Genomic DNA, 18,805 nt, shown 5'->3' on the forward strand with positions numbered 1-18,805 from the left:
TGTAATCCTAGCTCAGGTTTCGTTTGTGATCATCTATTATTTTCGTTTGTGAGCGTTTTGTGTGATTTAGACACAAAAAAACCTCTGTCTAATTAAGACAGAGGTCATTTGAGGGGAGTTATACGATTGATGTTACTCGTTTTCGGAGTTTGATTCGTTAGCTTCAACCACTTCAAGTGGGATAGAAGCTTCCTTCAAAATTGACAAGATTTCTTCTGGTGGCTGCTTATTGGTAAAGATCATGTTGAGCTGTGCAATATTGCCTAGTTTCACCATAGCATTGCGCCCGAACTTGGTGTGGTCTACGGCCAGAAATACACTACGGCTATTGTCAATGATCGCTTGTTTGACCCGGACTTCGTGGTAATCAAAGTCTAATAGCGAGCCATCGAAGTCGATACCGCTAATGCCGAGAATACCAAAGTCGAGACGGAACTGTTTAACGAAATCGAGGGTAGCCTCGCCAACAATACCGCCGTCTCTGCTGCGGACTTCTCCACCCGCCAAAATGACTTTGATTTCAGGGTTAGGGAAAAGAATGGTCGCAACATTGATGTTGTTGGTGACAACACGCAACTGTTTATGGTTTTTATTGAGCGCTCGCGCAACTGCTTCTGGTGTGGTGCCGATATCGATGAATAGTGTGGCACCATCTGGAATGTGTTTGACTACCTCGTCTGCAATGACATCTTTTTCATTGAAGTTGAGCGCTTTACGCGTGTTGTAAGATGTGTTTTCAGAACTGAGAGGAATAGTGGCTCCACCGTGATAACGACGAATTTTGTTGTCATCGGCGAGTTCATTGAGATCGCGTCGGATGGTTTGTGGGCTGACATTGAATCTTTCTACCAACTCATCCGTGCTGACATAGCCTTGTTTTTTCACCAGCTCAACAATCTGCTGGTGTCGAGGTATTTGCTTCACTTACCACTCCCTTGTGCATTGGTAACGGCCAATGCTTCAAATTCGAAGCTCTATTGTGCTCGAATTTGCTCGTTGTGAGAAGTAAGCGAGTTCAGGAATCGGGGATAAAGCGCAAAAAGAGCGCACAAATGGCGCTCTTTTTTTCTTATGGAGATGAGATTAATCTTCTTCGTCGTGAAGTTCAGACCAGGTTTGTGCACATTTCACTGCACGTTTCCAGCCCTTGTAACGACGATTGCGTTTTTCTTCATCATCGTGTGGCTCAAAGGTGCGATCAAGTACCGCTTTATTCTGCAACTCATCAATGCTATCCCAGTAACCAACTGCAAGGCCGGCAAGGTAGGCTGCACCAAGAGCGGTAACCTCAGTTACTTGAGGGCGGTGTACTTCTGTGTTCAATACATCGGATTGGAATTGCATTAGGAAGTTGTTCGCTACTGCACCACCATCGACTCGAAGGTTCGCAAGCTTAATGCCTGAGTCAGCTTGCATCGCATCCAGTACGTCACGAGTTTGATAAGCGATGCCTTCCAATGTTGCACGGATGATATGGTTTGAATTCACACCGCGAGTAAGGCCGACAATCGTGCCACGTGCGTAGGCATCCCAGTATGGAGCGCCTAAACCAGTAAATGCAGGCACGACATAAACGCCGTTTGATGTATCCACTTTTGTCGCGAAGTATTCAGAGTCTTCTGCACCGTTTAGGATTTTCAATTCATCGCGTAGCCATTGGATAGAAGCTCCTCCCATGAATACGGCACCTTCAAGTGCATAAGCTGGTTCGCCTGCAGGACCACAAGCCAAAGTTGTTAGAAGACCATGTGTCGAAGTGACTTTTTCTTGGCCCGTATTCATTAGCAAGAAACAACCCGTACCGTAAGTGTTTTTCGCTTGACCCGCTTCAACACACATTTGGCCGTAAAGCGCCGCTTGTTGGTCACCTGCGATTCCAGAAATAGGAATACGAGTACCGCCTTTACCACCGATGTTGGTTTTACCGTAAATTTCCGATGAGCGCTTCACTTCTGGCATCATAGATGCTGGGATGCCAAGCTCATCTAACATTTTTTGATCCCAACATAGATCGTTGATGTTAAACAGCATGGTACGCGATGCGTTAGTGTAGTCGGTTACGTGAACGCGACCTTGAGTCATCTTCCAAACTAACCAAGTATCGACAGTACCAAACAACAGCTTACCTGCTTCTGCGTCTTCTCGTGCGCCTTCAACATTGTCCAGAATCCATTTAACTTTGGTACCGGAGAAGTAAGGGTCAAGCACCAAACCAGTGTTGTCACGTACATAGTTTTCGAGACCGCGTGCTTTTAAATCTTCACAGATATCAGCAGTACGGCGACATTGCCATACGATCGCATTGTAAACGGGTTTACCGGTTTCTTTGTTCCAGACGATGGTCGTTTCACGCTGGTTAGTAATACCAATAGCCGCTAATTGGTCGCTACGGATGCCAGACTTAGCTAGAGCTTCTACTAAGGTAGAGCTTTGTGTTGCCCAGATCTCCATTGGATCATGTTCAACCCAACCAGCTTCTGGATAAATCTGAGTAAATTCGCGTTGCGCGACGCTTACGATGTTCGCATCATGATCAAGAATCACAGCGCGAGAGCTTGTTGTACCTTGGTCTAGGGCAACAATGTATTTTTGCTCAGTCATGGTAAGAATCCTTTTGTTTCGTTATTTATATTTTAGTAAATGTTCGAGTTACGTCAGTTTTAAGCTCTAGCTTCTTCTGTTTCTTCTTCCGTCTCACATTGGTTTGGAATCGTACAACCGTGGCCTTGTTGTGGAAGGTAAGCTGCAATCGCTTTTGGATACAACCAACCACCAAAACACGCACCTGCAATCGGAGCAAGTAAAGGCACGATAAAGTAAGGAATGTCTTTAGCACCTGTCAGAGCGTAATCCCAACCTGCGAAGTAAGCGAACAGCTTCGGTCCAAAGTCACGAGCAGGGTTCATAGCAAAGCCTGTTAGTGGGCCAAGTGAACCACCGATGACGGCAATCAAAATACCGATCAATAGAGGGTTCATTGCGCCACGTGCCGCGCCGTTATTTTCATCGCCCAGAGCCAGAATCGCAAACATCAGTACAGCAGTGATAACGAATTCCACAGCAAAAGCACCAAAGAAAGAGAGAGAGGCATGCGGATAAGTCGAGAAGATACCAGCAGTTGCTAGTGCATCTTGGCTGCTGCGAACGAAGTTATGAGCGATTTCGTAGTCGGTGAAAAGGTTGCTGTATAAGCTGTATACCAATGCAGCAGAACAGAATGCCCCAAGCATTTGAGCGATAATGTATGGCACCACTTTCGCCTTATCAAAACCATGGAACATAGCAAGTGCGATGGTAACGGCAGGGTTGATGTGTGCACCAGAGACGCCAGCCGTACAGTAAATAGCGATGGCGACACCGAAGCCCCATACAATACTGATTTCCCATTGTCCAAATGATGCGCCTGTTAGAACTAAGGCTGCAACACAGCCTACGCCGAAGAAAATAAGTAGTCCTGTACCGATAAACTCGGCCAAACATTCTCCGAGCAGAGAGGGGTGTTTGTTCGTTGTCATGTTAAAAGTCCTTTGATCATTTTTGCCTGTCTAGCACGATACTATTGTGCATATATAAACGTTTGCGAAAACAAACGAGCGTTAAAAATGAGCGTTTGAGCATAAATTTGTTAATCAAAGTCTTCGTTTTTGTTAAATGGCGCATCTTTTAACCGGAAAAGAACACAACGAAAATAATTTATTTGTCACGAGGTCAGTGTTGAGAGCGCTCAAATTACCGATGTGAAAAAGAATGCACAACTGGTAAGAGGAGTTTTGTGAAGCTGCTACGTGCTTGGAGATTTATTACACAGAACTTGTGTAGCAGTTAACCCTAAAGGAGTAGGAGAATGTCAAATGTATCAAGGGCTAGCAGTGATATAAAAAAATACGCTGTCATGTTTGGACTTTTAGAAAAAATCGTCATCCCATTGATACCAATAGGATGAGTTGAGAAGAGAATAAACGCTGTTAATGTCTTGTGTTTGTGAATCATTGCTTCGGCTTGTATTCAAATAAAAATTGTTTTTTTTATTTCGTTTGATGCTAAACGTGATCGTTTTTCAGCTTTTTAGTTATTAGTTGGTTCGGAGCGAGTAGGGCAGGCGTAAATCGCCCTTTTTACGGTTAGTTTATGTTCTAATTCGAGCCTTTGTTTCAAAGGTTTCGAATTGGAATGCTCAAGTGAGAGGTTTGAATATCAGTTTCATATTAACGAATCTTGAGTAAAGTTGAACGATGATCTAATTAATGCTCATATAATTTACTGTATTTACTTATATTTAATCCATGTGCAACATTTGTCACAGAAATAAAATCCTAACTCCATACAATTCATGAACTTTCGAACGAAGATTTATTTTGTTTCGTTCGCTCCTTTTGTGTTTTTACCATCGCATACAAAATAATGAGGTTCCTATGTTTGGAATATTCAAACCTAAGGCGCACATTGATCGTCTGTCCCCTGGCAGCATCGATAGCACCTACTCTCGCCTCCGTTGGCAACTCTTTATCGGTATCTTTGTTGGCTACGCCGGTTACTATCTAGTTCGTAAAAACTTCAGTTTGGCGATGCCTTATCTTATCGAGCAAGGCTTTAGCCGCGGAGACTTAGGTGTCGCCTTGGCAGCTGTTTCCATTGCATATGGTCTCTCTAAGTTTCTAATGGGCAGCGTTTCAGACCGCTCCAACCCTCGCTATTTCCTTAGTGGCGGCCTATTGATGTCTGCATTAGTGATGTTTTGCTTTGGCTTTATGCCATGGGCGACTGGTAGCGTCACTGCGATGTTCATTTTGCTTTTCTTGAACGGTTGGTTCCAAGGGATGGGGTGGCCTGCTTGTGGCCGAACCATGGTGCACTGGTGGTCACGTAAAGAGCGTGGTGAGATCGTTTCGGTTTGGAACGTGGCGCACAACGTGGGTGGCGGTTTGATTGGTCCACTATTTATTCTTGGCCTATGGGCATTTAACGATGATTGGCGCACTGCATTTTATGTTCCTGCATTTTTCGCCACGTTGGTTGCTGTGTTTGTTTGGATGACGGTTCGCGATACCCCTCAGTCTTGTGGTCTGCCTCCTATTGAAGAATACAAAGACGATTACCCAGATGACTATGACAAGTCCCATGAACAAGAAATGACAGCGAAGGAAATCTTCTTCAAATACGTCTTCAACAACAAACTTCTTTGGTCGATTGCAATTGCAAACGCATTTGTTTACCTAATTCGTTACGGCGTACTGGACTGGGCACCTGTTTACCTAAAAGAAGCGAAGGATTTCTCGGTAGATAAATCGTCATGGGCTTATTTCTTATACGAATGGGCTGGCATTCCCGGAACACTATTGTGTGGCTGGATCTCTGACAAATTGTTCAAAGGTCGTCGTGCACCTGCTGGTATCTTATTTATGGTGCTAGTGACAGTTGCAGTGATGGTTTATTGGTTTAACCCTGCGGGCAACCCAACAGTAGATATGATGGCGCTTATTGCAATTGGTTTCCTAATCTATGGTCCGGTTATGCTGATCGGTTTGTACGCACTTGAACTCGCTCCGAAGAAAGCCGCAGGTACTGCCGCTGGTCTTACTGGTTTGTTTGGATACCTGGGTGGGGCAGTTGCCGCAAACGCGATTTTGGGCTACACCGTAGACCACTTTGGCTGGGATGGTGGCTTTATCATCTTAGTGGGTTCTTGTATTACTTCTATCGTGTGTTTGATGTACGCCTTCTTAGGTGAGCGTGCGCACCACGAGCAAAAAGAGCGCGAGAAGGAAGCGCTAGCGTAATATTTGTTTAAAGAGGCAGTGGAATACTGCCTCTTCGCTTTATCAAGGAAATAACAATGAAAACAAAGTCAGTATGTCTTACTTTTTTAGCACTTAGCCTCTCTGCTGGTGCGATTGCGAAGCCGCTTGTCATTGCGCACCGTGGCGCATCGGGCTACTTGCCTGAGCACACGCTAGAAGCCAAAGCACTTGCTTACGCAATGAAACCTGACTACATAGAGCAAGATGTGGTAATGACGAAAGATGACCAGTTGGTCGTGTTGCATGACCATTATCTCGATCGCGTAACGGATGTTGCGGAGCGTTTTCCTGATCGTGCACGTAAAGATGGTCGTTATTACGCGATTGATTTCACTCTGGCGGAAATCAAATCCTTGCGAGTAACTGAAGGCTTTAATATCGATGACAAAGGCAACAAAGTAGCGGGCTATCCAACCCGATTCCCTATGTGGAAATCTGATTTCACCGTGCCGACGTTTGCTGAAGAGATTGAGCTGATCCAAGGCTTAAACAAAACGCTGGGTTATGACATCGGTATTTACCCAGAAATTAAAGCGCCTTGGTTCCATCGTCATGAAGGTAAGGACATTTCTAAAGCAGTACTTAAAGTCTTGAAGCAGTACGGTTACGGCTCTCAAGACGACAAAGTCTACCTTCAGTGTTTTGATGCGAATGAACTTCAACGCATCAACAGTGAACTCATGCCTGCAATGGACATGGACTTAAAGCTCGTTCAGCTTATGGCTTACACGGACTGGAACGAAACTATGGTGTACAAAGGCGACAAGGCAACACCATACAGTTATGACTGGATGTTCGAAGCCGACGGAATGAAGAAAGTAGCGAGTTACGCGGAAGGAATTGGACCTTGGAAGCCGATGCTGGTGGATGATAAGTCAACCAAAGACAATATCATCATCAAGCCGTTGATGAAGGCTGCAAAAGACGCTGGCTTGCAAGTGCATCCATACACGTTCCGCGCCGATCCAGGACGCATTCCAGCGTACACTGACAGCTTTGAAGGCATGATGGATGTGTACTACAACCAAGTAAAAGTGGATGGTTTGTTTACTGATTTCCCAGATAAAGCGGTCAGCTTTTTAAATCAGTAATCACGCATTTTGACTTAAGCTAAAAAATCCCCCAACAGTTTCCTGCTGGGGGATTTTTCTTAACTATTTATTAGTTGTTTTTATGCAGTTCGCTGTTCAGTTCAACCGCGCTCTTGTTTGCAAGACACTCAATTTGACCTGTTACAGAGTTACGACGGAACAGTAGGTCAGAAACACCAGCAAGATCGCGTGCTTTCACCACTTCGACTTCTTGACCGTCAGAATCTAGCATGCGTACTTTAGAACCAGCAGTTACGTACAGACCTGATTCGATAGTACAACGGTCACCCATTGGGAAGCCAAGACCTGCGTTCGCGCCTAGTAGAGAGTTTTCGCCGATAGAAACCACAACTTTACCGCCGCCAGATAGCGTACCCATGATAGATGCGCCGCCGCCGATGTCAGAGCCGTTACCAACCACTACACCAGCAGAGATACGACCTTCAACCATGCTCACGCCAGTTGTACCTGCGTTGAAGTTGATGAAGCCTTCGTGCATTACCGTTGTGCCTTCGCCAACGTGTGCGCCAAGACGTACGCGAGAAGTGTCAGCGATACGAACGCCAGTTGGTACCACGTAGTCCACCATTTTAGGGAACTTGTCTACACAATCTACGCTTAGTGCACGACCCGCTAGGCGAGCTTCGATTTGACGCTCTGCTAGTTCAGGTAAGTCGATTGGGCCTTCGTTAGTCCATGCGATGTTGTGTAGTAGACCGAAGATGCCGTCTAGTACCGTGCCGTGCGGTTGAACTAGGCGGTTAGAGATAAGTTGAAGTTTTAGGAAACCTTCAGCAACGCTTTGTGGCTGCTCGTCAGTTGCAAGGATAACCAGTACAAGTGGTTGTGCTGATTCTGCTGCTTTTGCTGCGAAAGATGCGTTTGCCGCATCGCCGTTTGCTTCAAATGCTGCTGCCAGTTCTGCGCTTTGTGCTGCAGAGATCTCGATAGCTTGGTTGCCTTGCTCGTAACCTGCTACTGCTGCTAGTGCGTTAACAAGCGCTTCGCTTGGGTTAAGAACTGGGTTTGGGAAAAACGCTTCGATGATTTTGCCGTCGCGGTTTTTAGTTGCCGTACCAAAGGCTAGAGAGAAGAAAGCCATAGTTGATCTCCATGTGTTGAGTCTTGTGTCTCGTCTGTTCACTGACAAGAAATAATTAAGTTGTCAGTCATCATAAAGAGAGTATTGGGGAGTTTAAAGAGGGGAAATGGAGAAAGTCCGTAGATGGATACCTTTTGTCTTTTTAGAGATATGTTTGTCTGATGAGAAATGTGTCGCAAAAGCCTTATCAGACCGGTTTGGGGTAAAGACAAAGTGAAGTGGGAGAAGGGAGCATCGCAAAAAATAAGGGGAGGACCGAAGTCACTCCCCCTACACTGGGTTTGTTGGATTTACTGGCTTTGGGTAGTAAAGCGATAAATCGACTTAGAGGCTTAGCTCACCGACCTCTACTGCAAGTGCAACCGTTGCACCTACCATTGGATTATTGCCCATACCGATGAAGCCCATCATTGCTACGTGTGCAGGTACTGAAGAGCTACCCGCGAATTGCGCATCGGCGTGCATGCGACCCATGGTATCGGTCATACCGTAGGATGCAGGACCTGCCGCCACATTATCCGGGTGTAGAGTACGACCAGTACCACCACCTGATGCAACTGAGAAGTAAGGCATGCCTTCACGGTTACGTTCCGCTTTGTAGATACCTGCTACAGGGTGTTGGAAGCGAGTCGGGTTGGTTGAGTTACCTGTGATGCTCACATCCACTTGTTCTTTATGCATGATAGCCACGCCTTCACGCACATCGTCTGCACCGTAGCAAAGGATCTCACCACGTGGACCTTGGGAGAAACGGCGACGTTCTACTTCCACTAACTCACCAGTTTGGTAGTTGTATTGAGTACGTACGTAAGTGAAACCATTGATGCGTGAGATTAGGTAAGCGGCGTCTTTACCCAAACCGTTCAGGATCACTTTCAACGGATTTTTGCGTGATTTGTTGACGTTCAATGCGATTTTGATTGCGCCTTCTGCCGCTGCGAATGACTCGTGACCTGCAAGGAAAGCGAAACAGCCACTTTCTTCATTCAGTAGACGAGCCGCCAATGCACCGTGACCGATACCCACTTGGCGTTGCTCTGCGACGCTGCCAAGTTTTGTGCAGGCTTGAAGGCCTTCACCGATGATGTTTGCAGCTTCTTCTGCTGTTTTTGCACCGCGGAAAATCGCCAAAGCAGTACCCAGTGTGTAGGCATCGGCAGCGCTTTCAAACGCGATAGGTTGAGTGTCCATCACCAGCGCTTTAGGGTCGATACCACGATCCATACAGTATTGGTAAGCCTCTTCCAGAGAAGAAAGTTGCATTTCGTCTAATGTGCGACGTACAGATTCAGTAATTGGAGTGTTCATAATCTCTTTCCTCTTGGTGGCAATTATTGTTGGCGTGGGTTGATGGTAGATACGGCTTCGTCAAAACGACCGTAAGTCCCCGTTGCTTTGTCTGCGGCTTCTGCTGCAGATACGCCTTCGTTGATGGCTTTCATCATCTTGCCTAGGTTGAGATATTGGTAACCAATCACTTCTTTGTTTTCGTCTAGTGCGAGTTTTGTTACGTAGCCTTCAGCCAATTCCATGTAACGCACGCCTTTTGCTTTGGTTGAGTAGCTAGTACCCACTTGGCTGCGTTGAGTTTGACCGAGGTCTTCCAGTGCCGCACCAATTTCCAAGCCGCCTTCAGAGAAAGCAGATTGAGTACGACCGTAAACAAATTGAAGGAAGATTTCGCGCATCGCGACGTTGATAGCATCACATACCAAATCGGTATTCAGTGCTTCAAGAATGGTTTTACCGGTTAGGATTTCTGCGGCCATCGCTGCTGATTGAGTCATGCCTGAACAGCCGATCGTTTCGATCAAAGCTTCTTCGATGATGCCGTTTTTGACGTTAAGGGTCAGTTTTGCTGCGCCTTGTTGAGGAGCGCAAGCACCAACGCCGTGGCTAAGACCAGAAATCGCGATAACGTCTTTTGGATTGATCATTGCGCCTTCAACAGGGATCGGTGCAGATGCATGAAGATCGCCGCGTTGAATCGGGCACATTGATTGGATTTCGTGTGAATATTGCATAATGTTTTCCCAGTGTACGATATCCAGCCTATTTGTCAGACTCAACGGCGTTGACTGCTCTTATTCGCTCCATCAAATAGAAAACTATGTTCAGGAGGTTCATGCGTTTGTCGCCTTGTTGAGTTAACAACTATTTTGGATATCTTTTTAATTTTTGAGAAAACAGGAGCGGGGTTGGAGAAGAGTTGAATTGCTCACTACAGAACTCTTGCTTTCACAACATAAGCGAAAGCACTTCCAACAGGGCTGACCTGTTTTCGTTTCTGTAGGAGTCATTAGCTTTAACAGCGGTTCGAATCTTTCGATTCCGGTGGTACCCCATCACCGAACCCATTTAGACTAGATCTAAGTCACACTAATCTGCAACATGAAATTTAGAGCAATTTGGGATATTAAATCGGTTCTTTATATTCTCAGAGATATATGGAGATAAACGGAAGGAATAAAAAAACGCCGCATAATGCGACGTTTTTTCTAAACAAATGAGAGGCTTATGCAGCGTCTTCTTGCTCGCTATCTTCTTCAACAGCTTCAAGCTTCTTTGCTTTTTTTGGTGCAGGTTTACGTTTTGCACCCAGAGCGTAAAGCACTTCTTCTTTGTTTTGCGCAAGGAACATTGCAAGATCTTCTTGCTTACCTTCGTCTTCTAGAAGTTCACTTTTACCCAGCAGTGAGAATAACTCGTCTGCCATATCCAGCATTTTGTCGTATGCGTCAGCTTCCGCTTTAGAGGTAAAAGTCATTTTCTCTTCTCCATTGCGTTCTACCACGTACTTGACGATTACAGCCATGGTTGGTCCCCTAATTTGGTGTATTGATACTGGCTTTTTATACAGTTTTTGACCAATCAAGTCTAGCGACAAGCCTCAGAATGAGAGACACGTACAACTAACTGACTAGCATTTAAACTATCTTGGTTTCACTTTGCGGATTTGTCCGCCAAAGGAAGGTTTGTTGGTCGCTCCCAATCTTGGCAAAATTCGATAAACGTTTTGAGCAATGGGCTTTGATATTTCTCTTTATGAACCAGTAACCAGAAGCGACGTTTCATATCTAAAGGCATGTCGAGCAGTTTTACGCGGCCGTCACGAATAGCAGGTTCTGCAGACAAACGTGACAAGCAACCTAAGCCTAACCCTGCCGATACTGAGTTGATCAGCGCTTCGGTGGTATTGAGCTGAAAAGCTTCATGCCAATGTTCCAAGCGCGGCGCGACAACGCGCATAAAAAATTCGCGTGAACCAGATCCTGCCTCTCGCAATATCCATTCACTGTTTTCTAGCTCGGTTAAGTTTACTGGCCCTTCGTGCGCGGCTGGGTAATCGGGCGCGCAAATCACGCACATTTCATCTTCGCTAAACTGGGTAGACTGCAATTCAGGGTGAAGTGTTTTGCCCTCAATGAGGGCTATGTCTAACTCGTAATCGGTCAGCATGTCGCAGATTTGTGCGGAGTTAGAAATGAACAGGCTTTGAGAACGATGGTTCGTTTGCTGACGAAATTCGCTAAGCAAATAGGGCGCGACTTGGTTGCCAATGGTGTCGCTGGCACCAATGCGAAGTTGGCCCGATAGCGCTTGGTCACCATCGAAAATGCTCTCGATGTCTTTGGCTCGGTTGAGTAACTCATCCGCCAGTGGTAGCAGTTTTTGACCTTCTTGGTTCAAAATCAGTCGGTTATTAACACGATCAAACAAGTGATGGCCGATCTGTTTTTCTAATTCTGAGAGTGCCATGCTCACTGCGGCTTTCGATAAAAAGAGACTATCAGAAGCTGCTGTGAGCGTTTTGTGCTGCGTGATCGTCGTAAACACTTTCAGTTGTTTAAGAGAAATGTGACTTGCCATACCCCACCGTTAAGTAATTCTGAACGTTTGTTTTAAATAATTAGATATATCGGAACGAAGTGCAAGCGTATTATACGTCCCATCAAGAGTGAGTCTGGTTGAGGTCATTATGATTCAAAGAACAAAAGCAAAAGTAATGGGAGCACCAACTCCAATGGCGGGTTTGGCTCTTGGTATTGCAAGCTTGGGCTGGAGTTGGGAGAACTTCGCCGAATTACATGGCTACGGACAGTGGATTAGTGCGGGTATCGCGAGCATATTATTGGCTATATTGGCAACCAAGTTTTTGCTACATAATCATCTATTGAGACAAGATCTTGCTCATCCGGTTGTGGGCAGCGTGGTTCCGACATTTGCGATGGGAACCATGGTGGTTTCAAATTCTCTCGGCCATTTTTACCCATTAGCTGGCGATGCGCTTTGGCTGATTGCGGTGGTTTTGCACATCGTGTTCTTGGTGAGCTTTGTTTACCATCGCGCCAAAGATTTTGAATTGCACCACATGGTTCCTAGTTGGTTTGTACCGCCTGTGGGTATTATCGTTGCGGATGTGTCTTTCTCTGGCAACCCGATGTTAGCACCAGTGGCACAAGGTGCATTGATGTTTGGTATGGTGGCGTACGCGATCATGTTGCCGATGATGATTTACCGTTTCATGTTCACCCATGAAATTCCGGATGCAGCGAAACCAACAATGGCAATCATGGCAGCGCCAGCAAGTCTATCATTGGCAGGGTACTTAACGGTCACTGCGACACCATCACCAGTGATCATCGCTATGCTATTTGGTATCGCGGTATTGATGACAGCCATCATTTACCTCGCATTCTTTAAATTGCTTAGACTGCCATTTAGCCCAGGCTATGCGGCGTTCACTTTCCCGATGGTGATCGGTGCGACGGCGCTGTTTAAAATGGCGAATTGGATGGAGTTGCAAGGATTGGCTGCGCACTATGTTCAACAAGTGCGAGGCTTAGCTGGTCTTGAGTTGATTGTGGCAACATTTGTTGTCTCTTATGTGGCTTTACAATACATCAACAACTTATTGATTCAGCCACGCTTGATGCACGCTCATCACGCTTAAATAGCAGATAGGAAAAAGCCTCTTGGTCTTACAACCAAGAGGCTTTTTTATTTCAATCGGCGTCGATGTTGGACACTAGCCTTTTTTGTAAAATCGCGACATCTCATCCAGAGAATGACGAATGATATCGACAGGAACTTTCTGTTCTTTCTCGACTTTTAACTGGCGATTCAGTTGCTGAGAGTGCCCGCCAGGGTTTACCACAAGCATCAGTTCTTTGCCGACCAATGCATAGTTGTAGTAGCTGCCTGCAATATACCAATCGCGAGAGGCAGAGCTATCAAACAAGTTATGACCAACGCTGTATGAACTCGTTGTGCCTTGAACGTCAAACAGCGTATTCATCATGGTTGGCACGACGTCAAAATGGGTCGTGCGGTAATCAACTTGCTCTGGCTGACGATTTGGCATGTACACGTAAAGAGGCACATGCACTTGAACGTCACTGTAATTACCCGTGTGGCCCCAATAGTTCATCTTATGGTCGTTAAACTCTTCACCATGATCTGATGAAATCACCACAATGGTGTTGTCTAAGTCGACGTTTTTCAGCACATCACCAATCAAGCTGTCGATGTAGTACAACGAGTTCTTGTATCGATTGTGGTAAAGCGAAGCGTCAAAATCGTTGTTGAGCAAAATGTGGTCAACGCGTTCCCAGTATGGTTTGAATTTCGCAAATTCAGGTTCAGGAAACACCGTGCCGTGGGCGGCATCGTAGAACAGAAAACCAAAGTACGGCTTGTCGCTGTCCTGCTTTTGGAACTCGATGAACTTGTCTGTTATCTGCTGATCGCGCTCGACAGCTGTTTCCCCAGTTTGTTTCAGGGTCAAGTCCGACACTTTTTTGAATACCGTGCGAGAGAGTGGCGGACTGGTGAGCGGTGCTGAGCCAAAAATGCCCATGCGGTAGCCTTCTGCTTGCAGCGTATCCATAAAAACAGGAGAGCGTTGACTTGCGTAAAAGCTTTCCCAGTAGGTCGCTGGCAAGCTGTAAAACAGGCTGAAAATACCCGCTTGAGTTGAGTTGCCGCCGCTCATATGTTGTGTGAAATTCACCGTTTTTTCGGCGAACTTGCTGACATTTGGCATGACTTCCGGCGTCGCATCACTGTAGCGCCACGCGTCAACCAAGATAAACAAGACATTGGGCTGTTTCTCTTTGCTTTGCACTTGAATCGGCGCAAGCGGGTAGTTGAGTGAGCTACGTTCAATGTTGGTTAACTCTACGCGGTTCTTCGATGCAATGTTCTCATCCACTAGGTCGTGTTTGTAAATAAATTTACGAGCCGTCAGCGGGTAGTAAAGTGGCCAGTTATTCGAAAACTGACTGACTTCATCGTCGTAAAGTGCGTTTTTGTACGCATGAATCATCTGCGTGCTAAGCAATACAGCAAACCAGACGCTGATCAAAACGAACTTAGCTCGGCTTTGTGCCAGTTGATTACTTACCCAAACGGTACAAGCGAGCCCGATCACCAGAACGGCAATTTCACTGATGAAGATTAGCCAACTCATCCACGAAATATCGAAGACATCATCACCACCTTCGAAAAACATACGGATTAATAGAGCGTTGATGTGAAGTTTGTATTGCTGAAAAACGAGGATATCGACTTTAAACATAATCAATAGACAGATCGCGATAGCGATCACGATGCCTTTGAATGCTCGAGTCGGTAGAAAAGAGAGCAATAAACTCAACAACATAAATGGAAGAGCGATCAAGCCCAGCCAGCCATATTGAGTCGAAACCAAATAGTAACCTTGCAACAAGGTTAGTGGTTCATTCTGATTGTTAGACAACACAAAAGGATAACAAGCGATCGACAGGTACACTGTAAAGCAAGCAAAAAAAGCAATCAGCCAAGCGCTGTTGGAAGACAGTTTGCGAAACATACTTTTTGTTTGTTTATAAATTATGGGTAGAGGGAGTATAAAACAGTGTTTTTTATTATGGAATAGTTGCGACGAATGTCACATTTTGTATGGAAGTGTCAGACTTGATTGACATGTGAAAATTCAGAAGATTCATACTCTATTTGAGTGATATATAACCTTTTGTTTTTTCCGAACGCGAGATCACTGCGGGTTTAAATGGGGCTGTGCTAAGCTAGCTAACAGTTTCAATCGGCGCTCGGTATTCCCAATTTGTTTACTGTTTATCACTCCAACCAAGTTGACGTTCTTAAATCACTCCTTGTCGAACTGATTCGAATCAGTCCGCTGGAAAACCCGTTCGAAAAAGAACAAATTCTGGTTCAAAGTCCGGGCATGTCCCAGTGGCTAAAAATGGAATTGGCCAAAGAGTTTGGTGTTGCCGCGAACATTTATTTTCCGCTTCCTGCTACCTTCATTTGGGAAATGTTTACGCAGGTGTTGCCAGACGTGCCAAAACGCAGTGCGTTTAACAAAGAAGCGATGACTTGGAAGTTGATGCATCTGCTGCCGGGGCTTCTCAACCAAGACGTGTTTTCGCCGTTAGCGCAGTACCTCAAAGATGACAGTGATCACTCTAAGCTGTATCAACTGGCTGAGAAAATTGCCGATATTTTCGATGGTTACTTGGTGTATCGTCCGGAGTGGATCGCAAGTTGGGAAGCAGGGCAGAGTGTGCCAGAGCTGGAAGATGAGCATCCGTGGCAGCCGATCTTATGGCAAGCGTTGTATGATCACACTGTGTCATTAGGACAGTCTCCATATCACCGTGCCAACCTTTATGAGCACTTTATCGACACGTTAGAGAGTTTTAACGGCAATTTTGACCATTTACCCAAGCGTTTGTTTGTTTTTGGCATTTCTTCGTTGCCGCCTCGCTATATGGATGCGCTAAAAGCAATTGGTGAACACATCGACGTGCATCTGATGTTCACCAACCCGTGTCGTTATTACTGGGGTGAAGTTCGAGATCGCAAATATCTGGCTCGTTTGGCGGCGAAACATCGTCAGCACGTTGTGTGGCAGGACGATCACTCGGAAGTGCAAGGTGAAACTGAGCAACTGAAAGGATCACTGGAAGATAATGTGATCGATGAGCTGCACACCGATGTGGTCGGAAACAGTCTGTTGGCATCCATGGGTAAACTCGGGCGCGACAATATGTATCTGTTGTCTCAGCTGGAATCTCATGAAATCGAAGCCTTTGTTGATGTTGAGCGCGACAGTCTGCTCCATCAATTGCAAGCGGATATTCTCAATCTTGAAGAACATCAAGATGATCAACAGATTGAAAACAGTCATCACAAACAAGTGGTTCGCTTGGGTGATAAATCACTGAGCCTACACGCTTGTCACAGCCCGATGCGCGAAGTTGAAGTGCTGCATGATCAACTGTTGGCGATGTTCGATGCTGACCCAACGTTAAAACCGCGCGATATTATCGTGATGGTCGCGGACATCAACGCTTACAGCCCTGCGATTCAGGCGGTCTTTGGTAACGCGCCGGGTGAGCGTTTTATTCCATATTCGATTTCTGACCGAACCGCCGATCAAGAGAGCCCAATTCTGGCTGCATTTATGCAGTTGGTGAACTTACCCAATACGCGCTGTTTGGCATCAGAACTACTCGAACTTCTGGAAACTCCAGCGATATTAAAGCGTTTTGAACTCAGCGAAGATGATTTCTTACAAGCCAAACAATGGGTTGAGGAATCGGGAATTCGCTGGGGGTTGGATGCCAATACCGGACGCGAATTTGAACTGCCGGAAACTCGTCAAAACACATGGCAATTTGGTATTCAACGAATGTTGCTTGGCTACGCGATGCCAGAATCCGCTGGTTTGTTTGAAACCGAGCAAGGCAGTTTGTCTCCGTACAACGAAGTGCAAGGCATGGGCGCAGAGCTGGCGGGCAAGTTGGCACACTTTATCCAACAAATTAGCACTTATCGAAGCAAACTTTCTCATGTTCAAACTATCGATGGTTGGCGAGAGACTTTGGTTTCACTGCTGGATGATTTCTTCTCTGTTGAGTTAGAAGGCGAAATGGCGCTCAAATCCATTCGCGATACGCTCAGCCAACTCAAAGAGCAATTAGCTGATGCCGCATTTGATGATGCGTTATCGCCGTCGATCATCAGCCAATACCTTCAAAACAAATTATCTGGCACACGAGTCAGCCAGCGCTTCCTTGCTGGTCAAGTGAACTTTTGTACTCTGATGCCGATGCGCTCTATTCCGTTTAGAACCGTTTGTCTACTGGGGATGAATGACAGCGTGTACCCACGCTCCATGCCACCAGAAGGCTTTGACTTGATGACGGGAAGAACCAAGCCGGGCGACCGTTCGCGCCGAGATGATGACCGTTACCTATTCCTCGAAGCGATGTTGTCTGCACAGCAAACGCTCTACATCAGTTATGTTGGCCGTTCAATCCAAGACAACACCGAGCGAGTGCCTTCGGTTCTGGTTTCTGAGCTGATGGAATACTGTCACCAAAACTATTGTTTAAGTGGTGATGAAGCGTTGCCCGTTGATGAGTCTGGCGACAACTTATTAAATGCGTTGGTGAATACCCACGCCATGGTGCCGTTTAGCCCAAGGGCGTTCCAAGGCATGCACGCCAGCTACGCGAAAGAGTGGATTCCAGCGGCATTGACTCAAAGTAGTCAATCGCAAGGCTATGTTCGTCGTGATTTTAATCGGGCATTAGACGACTATCTGTTAGGAGCGACGTTCCCGCTTGAGCTCGACTTAGTCGAGTTGCAACGTTTCTGGCGTTTACCAGTGCAGTATTTTTTCAATCGTCGTTTAAAAGTAATCTTTGAACCGCCACTACCGGTGATGGAAGACGACGAACTCTTTGTTTTAGGTGGTTTGGAAAGCTATCAAATGCGTGATGAGCTGTTAGAAACCTTGCTTGAAGCGACATTGATGCCGCCAGAGAAAAAAACAGAGGTGCTTAAACACTTTATGAGTCAACAGCGCGCGCAAGGCAAACTGCCGGTGGGGGCGTTTGGTGATATCGAATTTGAAACCAACCGAGTTCAGGCGGAAGAGCTGGTGGATAAACTGGCGTTTTTATCTGGTGCGCCTCAAGACGATTTGGAAATCGACCTGACGTTTGATTCCTTGTTTGAGCGAAATGAAGGCGAAGAGAAAAACGTTCGCCTAACAGGTTGGCTAACTCAATGCTACCAATCCGGTTTGATTCGCTATCGAAGCGGTAAGATTCGATCGCAGGATTACCTTGCAGCGTGGATCGATCACCTTGCCATGTCGGCGTCGGGTCATGCTAAGAAAACTCACATCATTGGTTACGATCGTAAAGAAGGCGCGCTGCATTTGATCTACCCAGAAATTGCCGATGCGCAGTATGCCAAACAGCTACTGACTGAATTAGTTCGCTTATTTTTCGAAGGCATGACTAAGCCTTTGCCTTATTTCCCGAAAACGGCGTTGGCTTGTGTTGAAGCGGGCTTTAGCCGCGGTCAGTGGGTCGATGACGAAGAGAAATCTTTGAAGAAAATGGCTGACGCATTCAATGATGGCTTCATGAGCCCGGGCGAAGGCAGTAATGCGTACATCTCTCGAATTTGGCCTGCTTGGAATGATGAGTTGGCCTCAGAAGTTCGTTTGCTGACAGCATTAGTACTGCAAGGTGCGCGCTTAGCAGTTCAAGACGCTGATGATGTAAAAGCGTAATAAAGACAGCTGGATAAAGAGAAGGAAGAGTAGGGTGGCCGCCAGAAAATCATTATTTTTTGTAGGGCGTTCGCTGTACGGCCACAAGGTCAGAGGGACCATGATACTTTTGTTTAATTCATTTGAGTTGTGCCGCCAAAAAGGTTTGGCTTATCTCGTGGGGCGCATACTAACGGTACGTCTTATGGATAACCGTGAGAAAGATCTCACAAAGCTC

13 protein-coding genes and 1 riboswitch are annotated in these 18,805 nt (G+C 46.0%); of the genes, 4 read left to right on the forward strand and 9 right to left on the reverse strand.

The genetic code is table 11. The features are described from left to right. Positions 1-132: 132 nt before the first annotated feature. From R7E42_RS12985 to R7E42_RS12995, 3 genes are all read right to left on the reverse strand, one after another. Entirely contained in the window at positions 133-924 is a 792-nt protein-coding gene (locus tag R7E42_RS12985) for a DeoR/GlpR family transcriptional regulator (RefSeq protein ID WP_005380192.1), read from the reverse strand. A gap of 159 nt (positions 925-1,083) precedes the next feature. Beyond that, entirely contained in the window at positions 1,084-2,601 is a 1,518-nt protein-coding gene (gene glpK, locus R7E42_RS12990) for a glycerol kinase GlpK (RefSeq protein WP_005380193.1), read from the reverse strand. Between the two features lie 59 nt (positions 2,602-2,660). After that, complete coding sequence (locus tag R7E42_RS12995; RefSeq protein ID WP_005380195.1) at positions 2,661-3,515, reverse strand: MIP/aquaporin family protein; 855 nt, start codon at positions 3,513-3,515, stop codon at positions 2,661-2,663. A gap of 897 nt (positions 3,516-4,412) precedes the next feature. On the opposite strand from R7E42_RS12995, the gene glpT reads away from it, so the two are divergent. Beyond that, on the forward strand, positions 4,413-5,777 hold the full coding sequence (gene glpT, locus R7E42_RS13000) for a glycerol-3-phosphate transporter (RefSeq protein ID WP_005380199.1): 1,365 nt from the start codon (positions 4,413-4,415) through the stop codon (positions 5,775-5,777). A gap of 56 nt (positions 5,778-5,833) precedes the next feature. Beyond that, positions 5,834-6,889 carry a glycerophosphodiester phosphodiesterase gene (glpQ, locus tag R7E42_RS13005; protein ID WP_025768218.1) on the forward strand — a complete coding sequence of 352 codons (1,056 nt, stop codon included), beginning with the start codon at positions 5,834-5,836 and terminating at the stop codon, positions 6,887-6,889. A gap of 70 nt (positions 6,890-6,959) precedes the next feature. On the opposite strand, the gene dapD is transcribed toward glpQ, so the two are convergent. The 5 genes from dapD to R7E42_RS13030 all read right to left on the reverse strand — a co-directional run bounded on the left by dapD (position 6,960) and on the right by R7E42_RS13030 (position 11,861). Continuing rightward, a complete protein-coding gene (gene dapD, locus R7E42_RS13010; protein ID WP_025768219.1) occupies positions 6,960-7,991 on the reverse strand; it encodes a 2,3,4,5-tetrahydropyridine-2,6-dicarboxylate N-succinyltransferase in 1,032 nt (343 codons plus the stop codon). Between the two features lie 324 nt (positions 7,992-8,315). Beyond that, complete coding sequence (locus tag R7E42_RS13015) at positions 8,316-9,299, reverse strand: GGGtGRT protein (protein WP_167415412.1); 984 nt, start codon at positions 9,297-9,299, stop codon at positions 8,316-8,318. 23 nt (positions 9,300-9,322) lie between these two features. Then, the gene (locus R7E42_RS13020; protein WP_009707467.1) at positions 9,323-10,015 is read right to left on the reverse strand and encodes an iron-sulfur cluster assembly scaffold protein; all 693 of its coding nucleotides are present in this window, start codon (positions 10,013-10,015) and stop codon (positions 9,323-9,325) included. A 259-nt stretch (positions 10,016-10,274) separates the two neighbouring features. Then, positions 10,275-10,350, reverse strand: a riboswitch (Fluoride riboswitch). Between the two features lie 156 nt (positions 10,351-10,506). Then, positions 10,507-10,806, reverse strand: a complete 300-nt coding sequence (locus R7E42_RS13025; protein WP_005380208.1) for a YebG family protein — start codon at positions 10,804-10,806, stop codon at positions 10,507-10,509. A gap of 128 nt (positions 10,807-10,934) precedes the next feature. Continuing rightward, positions 10,935-11,861: a LysR substrate-binding domain-containing protein gene (locus R7E42_RS13030; protein WP_025768221.1), complete on the reverse strand. Its 927-nt coding sequence runs from the start codon at positions 11,859-11,861 to the stop codon at positions 10,935-10,937. Between the two features lie 109 nt (positions 11,862-11,970). On the opposite strand from R7E42_RS13030, the gene R7E42_RS13035 reads away from it, so the two are divergent. Further along, the gene (locus tag R7E42_RS13035) at positions 11,971-12,945 is read left to right on the forward strand and encodes a TDT family transporter (protein WP_017636010.1); all 975 of its coding nucleotides are present in this window, start codon (positions 11,971-11,973) and stop codon (positions 12,943-12,945) included. 75 nt (positions 12,946-13,020) lie between these two features. Here R7E42_RS13035 and R7E42_RS13040 read toward each other — a convergent pair whose 3' ends face one another. Next, a complete protein-coding gene (locus tag R7E42_RS13040) occupies positions 13,021-14,844 on the reverse strand; it encodes a DUF3413 domain-containing protein (protein ID WP_250654376.1) in 1,824 nt (607 codons plus the stop codon). A 252-nt stretch (positions 14,845-15,096) separates the two neighbouring features. Between R7E42_RS13040 and recC the strand changes: the two genes are divergently transcribed. Further along, positions 15,097-18,588 carry an exodeoxyribonuclease V subunit gamma gene (gene recC / locus R7E42_RS13045; protein ID WP_318072742.1) on the forward strand — a complete coding sequence of 1,164 codons (3,492 nt, stop codon included), beginning with the start codon at positions 15,097-15,099 and terminating at the stop codon, positions 18,586-18,588. Positions 18,589-18,805: the final 217 nt, after the last annotated feature.

Source organism: Vibrio sp. Vb1337 (assembly GCF_033338715.1).
Classification (GTDB): domain Bacteria; phylum Pseudomonadota; class Gammaproteobacteria; order Enterobacterales; family Vibrionaceae; genus Vibrio; species Vibrio alginolyticus.

Excerpts from the sequence above, each read along its gene's own strand:
- glpK (WP_005380193.1), bottom strand. The coding sequence starts at position 2,601 with ATGACTGAGCAAAAATACATTGTTGCCCTAGACCAAGGTACAACAAGC.
- R7E42_RS12995 (WP_005380195.1), bottom strand. The coding sequence starts at position 3,515 with ATGACAACGAACAAACACCCCTCTCTGCTCGGAGAATGTTTGGCCGAG.
- glpT (WP_005380199.1), top strand. The coding sequence starts at position 4,413 with ATGTTTGGAATATTCAAACCTAAGGCGCACATTGATCGTCTGTCCCCT.
- glpQ (WP_025768218.1), top strand. The coding sequence starts at position 5,834 with ATGAAAACAAAGTCAGTATGTCTTACTTTTTTAGCACTTAGCCTCTCT.
- dapD (WP_025768219.1), bottom strand. The coding sequence starts at position 7,991 with ATGGCTTTCTTCTCTCTAGCCTTTGGTACGGCAACTAAAAACCGCGAC.
- R7E42_RS13015 (WP_167415412.1), bottom strand. The coding sequence starts at position 9,299 with ATGAACACTCCAATTACTGAATCTGTACGTCGCACATTAGACGAAATG.
- R7E42_RS13020 (WP_009707467.1), bottom strand. The coding sequence starts at position 10,015 with ATGCAATATTCACACGAAATCCAATCAATGTGCCCGATTCAACGCGGC.
- R7E42_RS13025 (WP_005380208.1), bottom strand. The coding sequence starts at position 10,806 with ATGGCTGTAATCGTCAAGTACGTGGTAGAACGCAATGGAGAAGAGAAA.
- R7E42_RS13030 (WP_025768221.1), bottom strand. The coding sequence starts at position 11,861 with ATGGCAAGTCACATTTCTCTTAAACAACTGAAAGTGTTTACGACGATC.
- R7E42_RS13035 (WP_017636010.1), top strand. The coding sequence starts at position 11,971 with ATGATTCAAAGAACAAAAGCAAAAGTAATGGGAGCACCAACTCCAATG.
- R7E42_RS13040 (WP_250654376.1), bottom strand. The coding sequence starts at position 14,844 with ATGTTTCGCAAACTGTCTTCCAACAGCGCTTGGCTGATTGCTTTTTTT.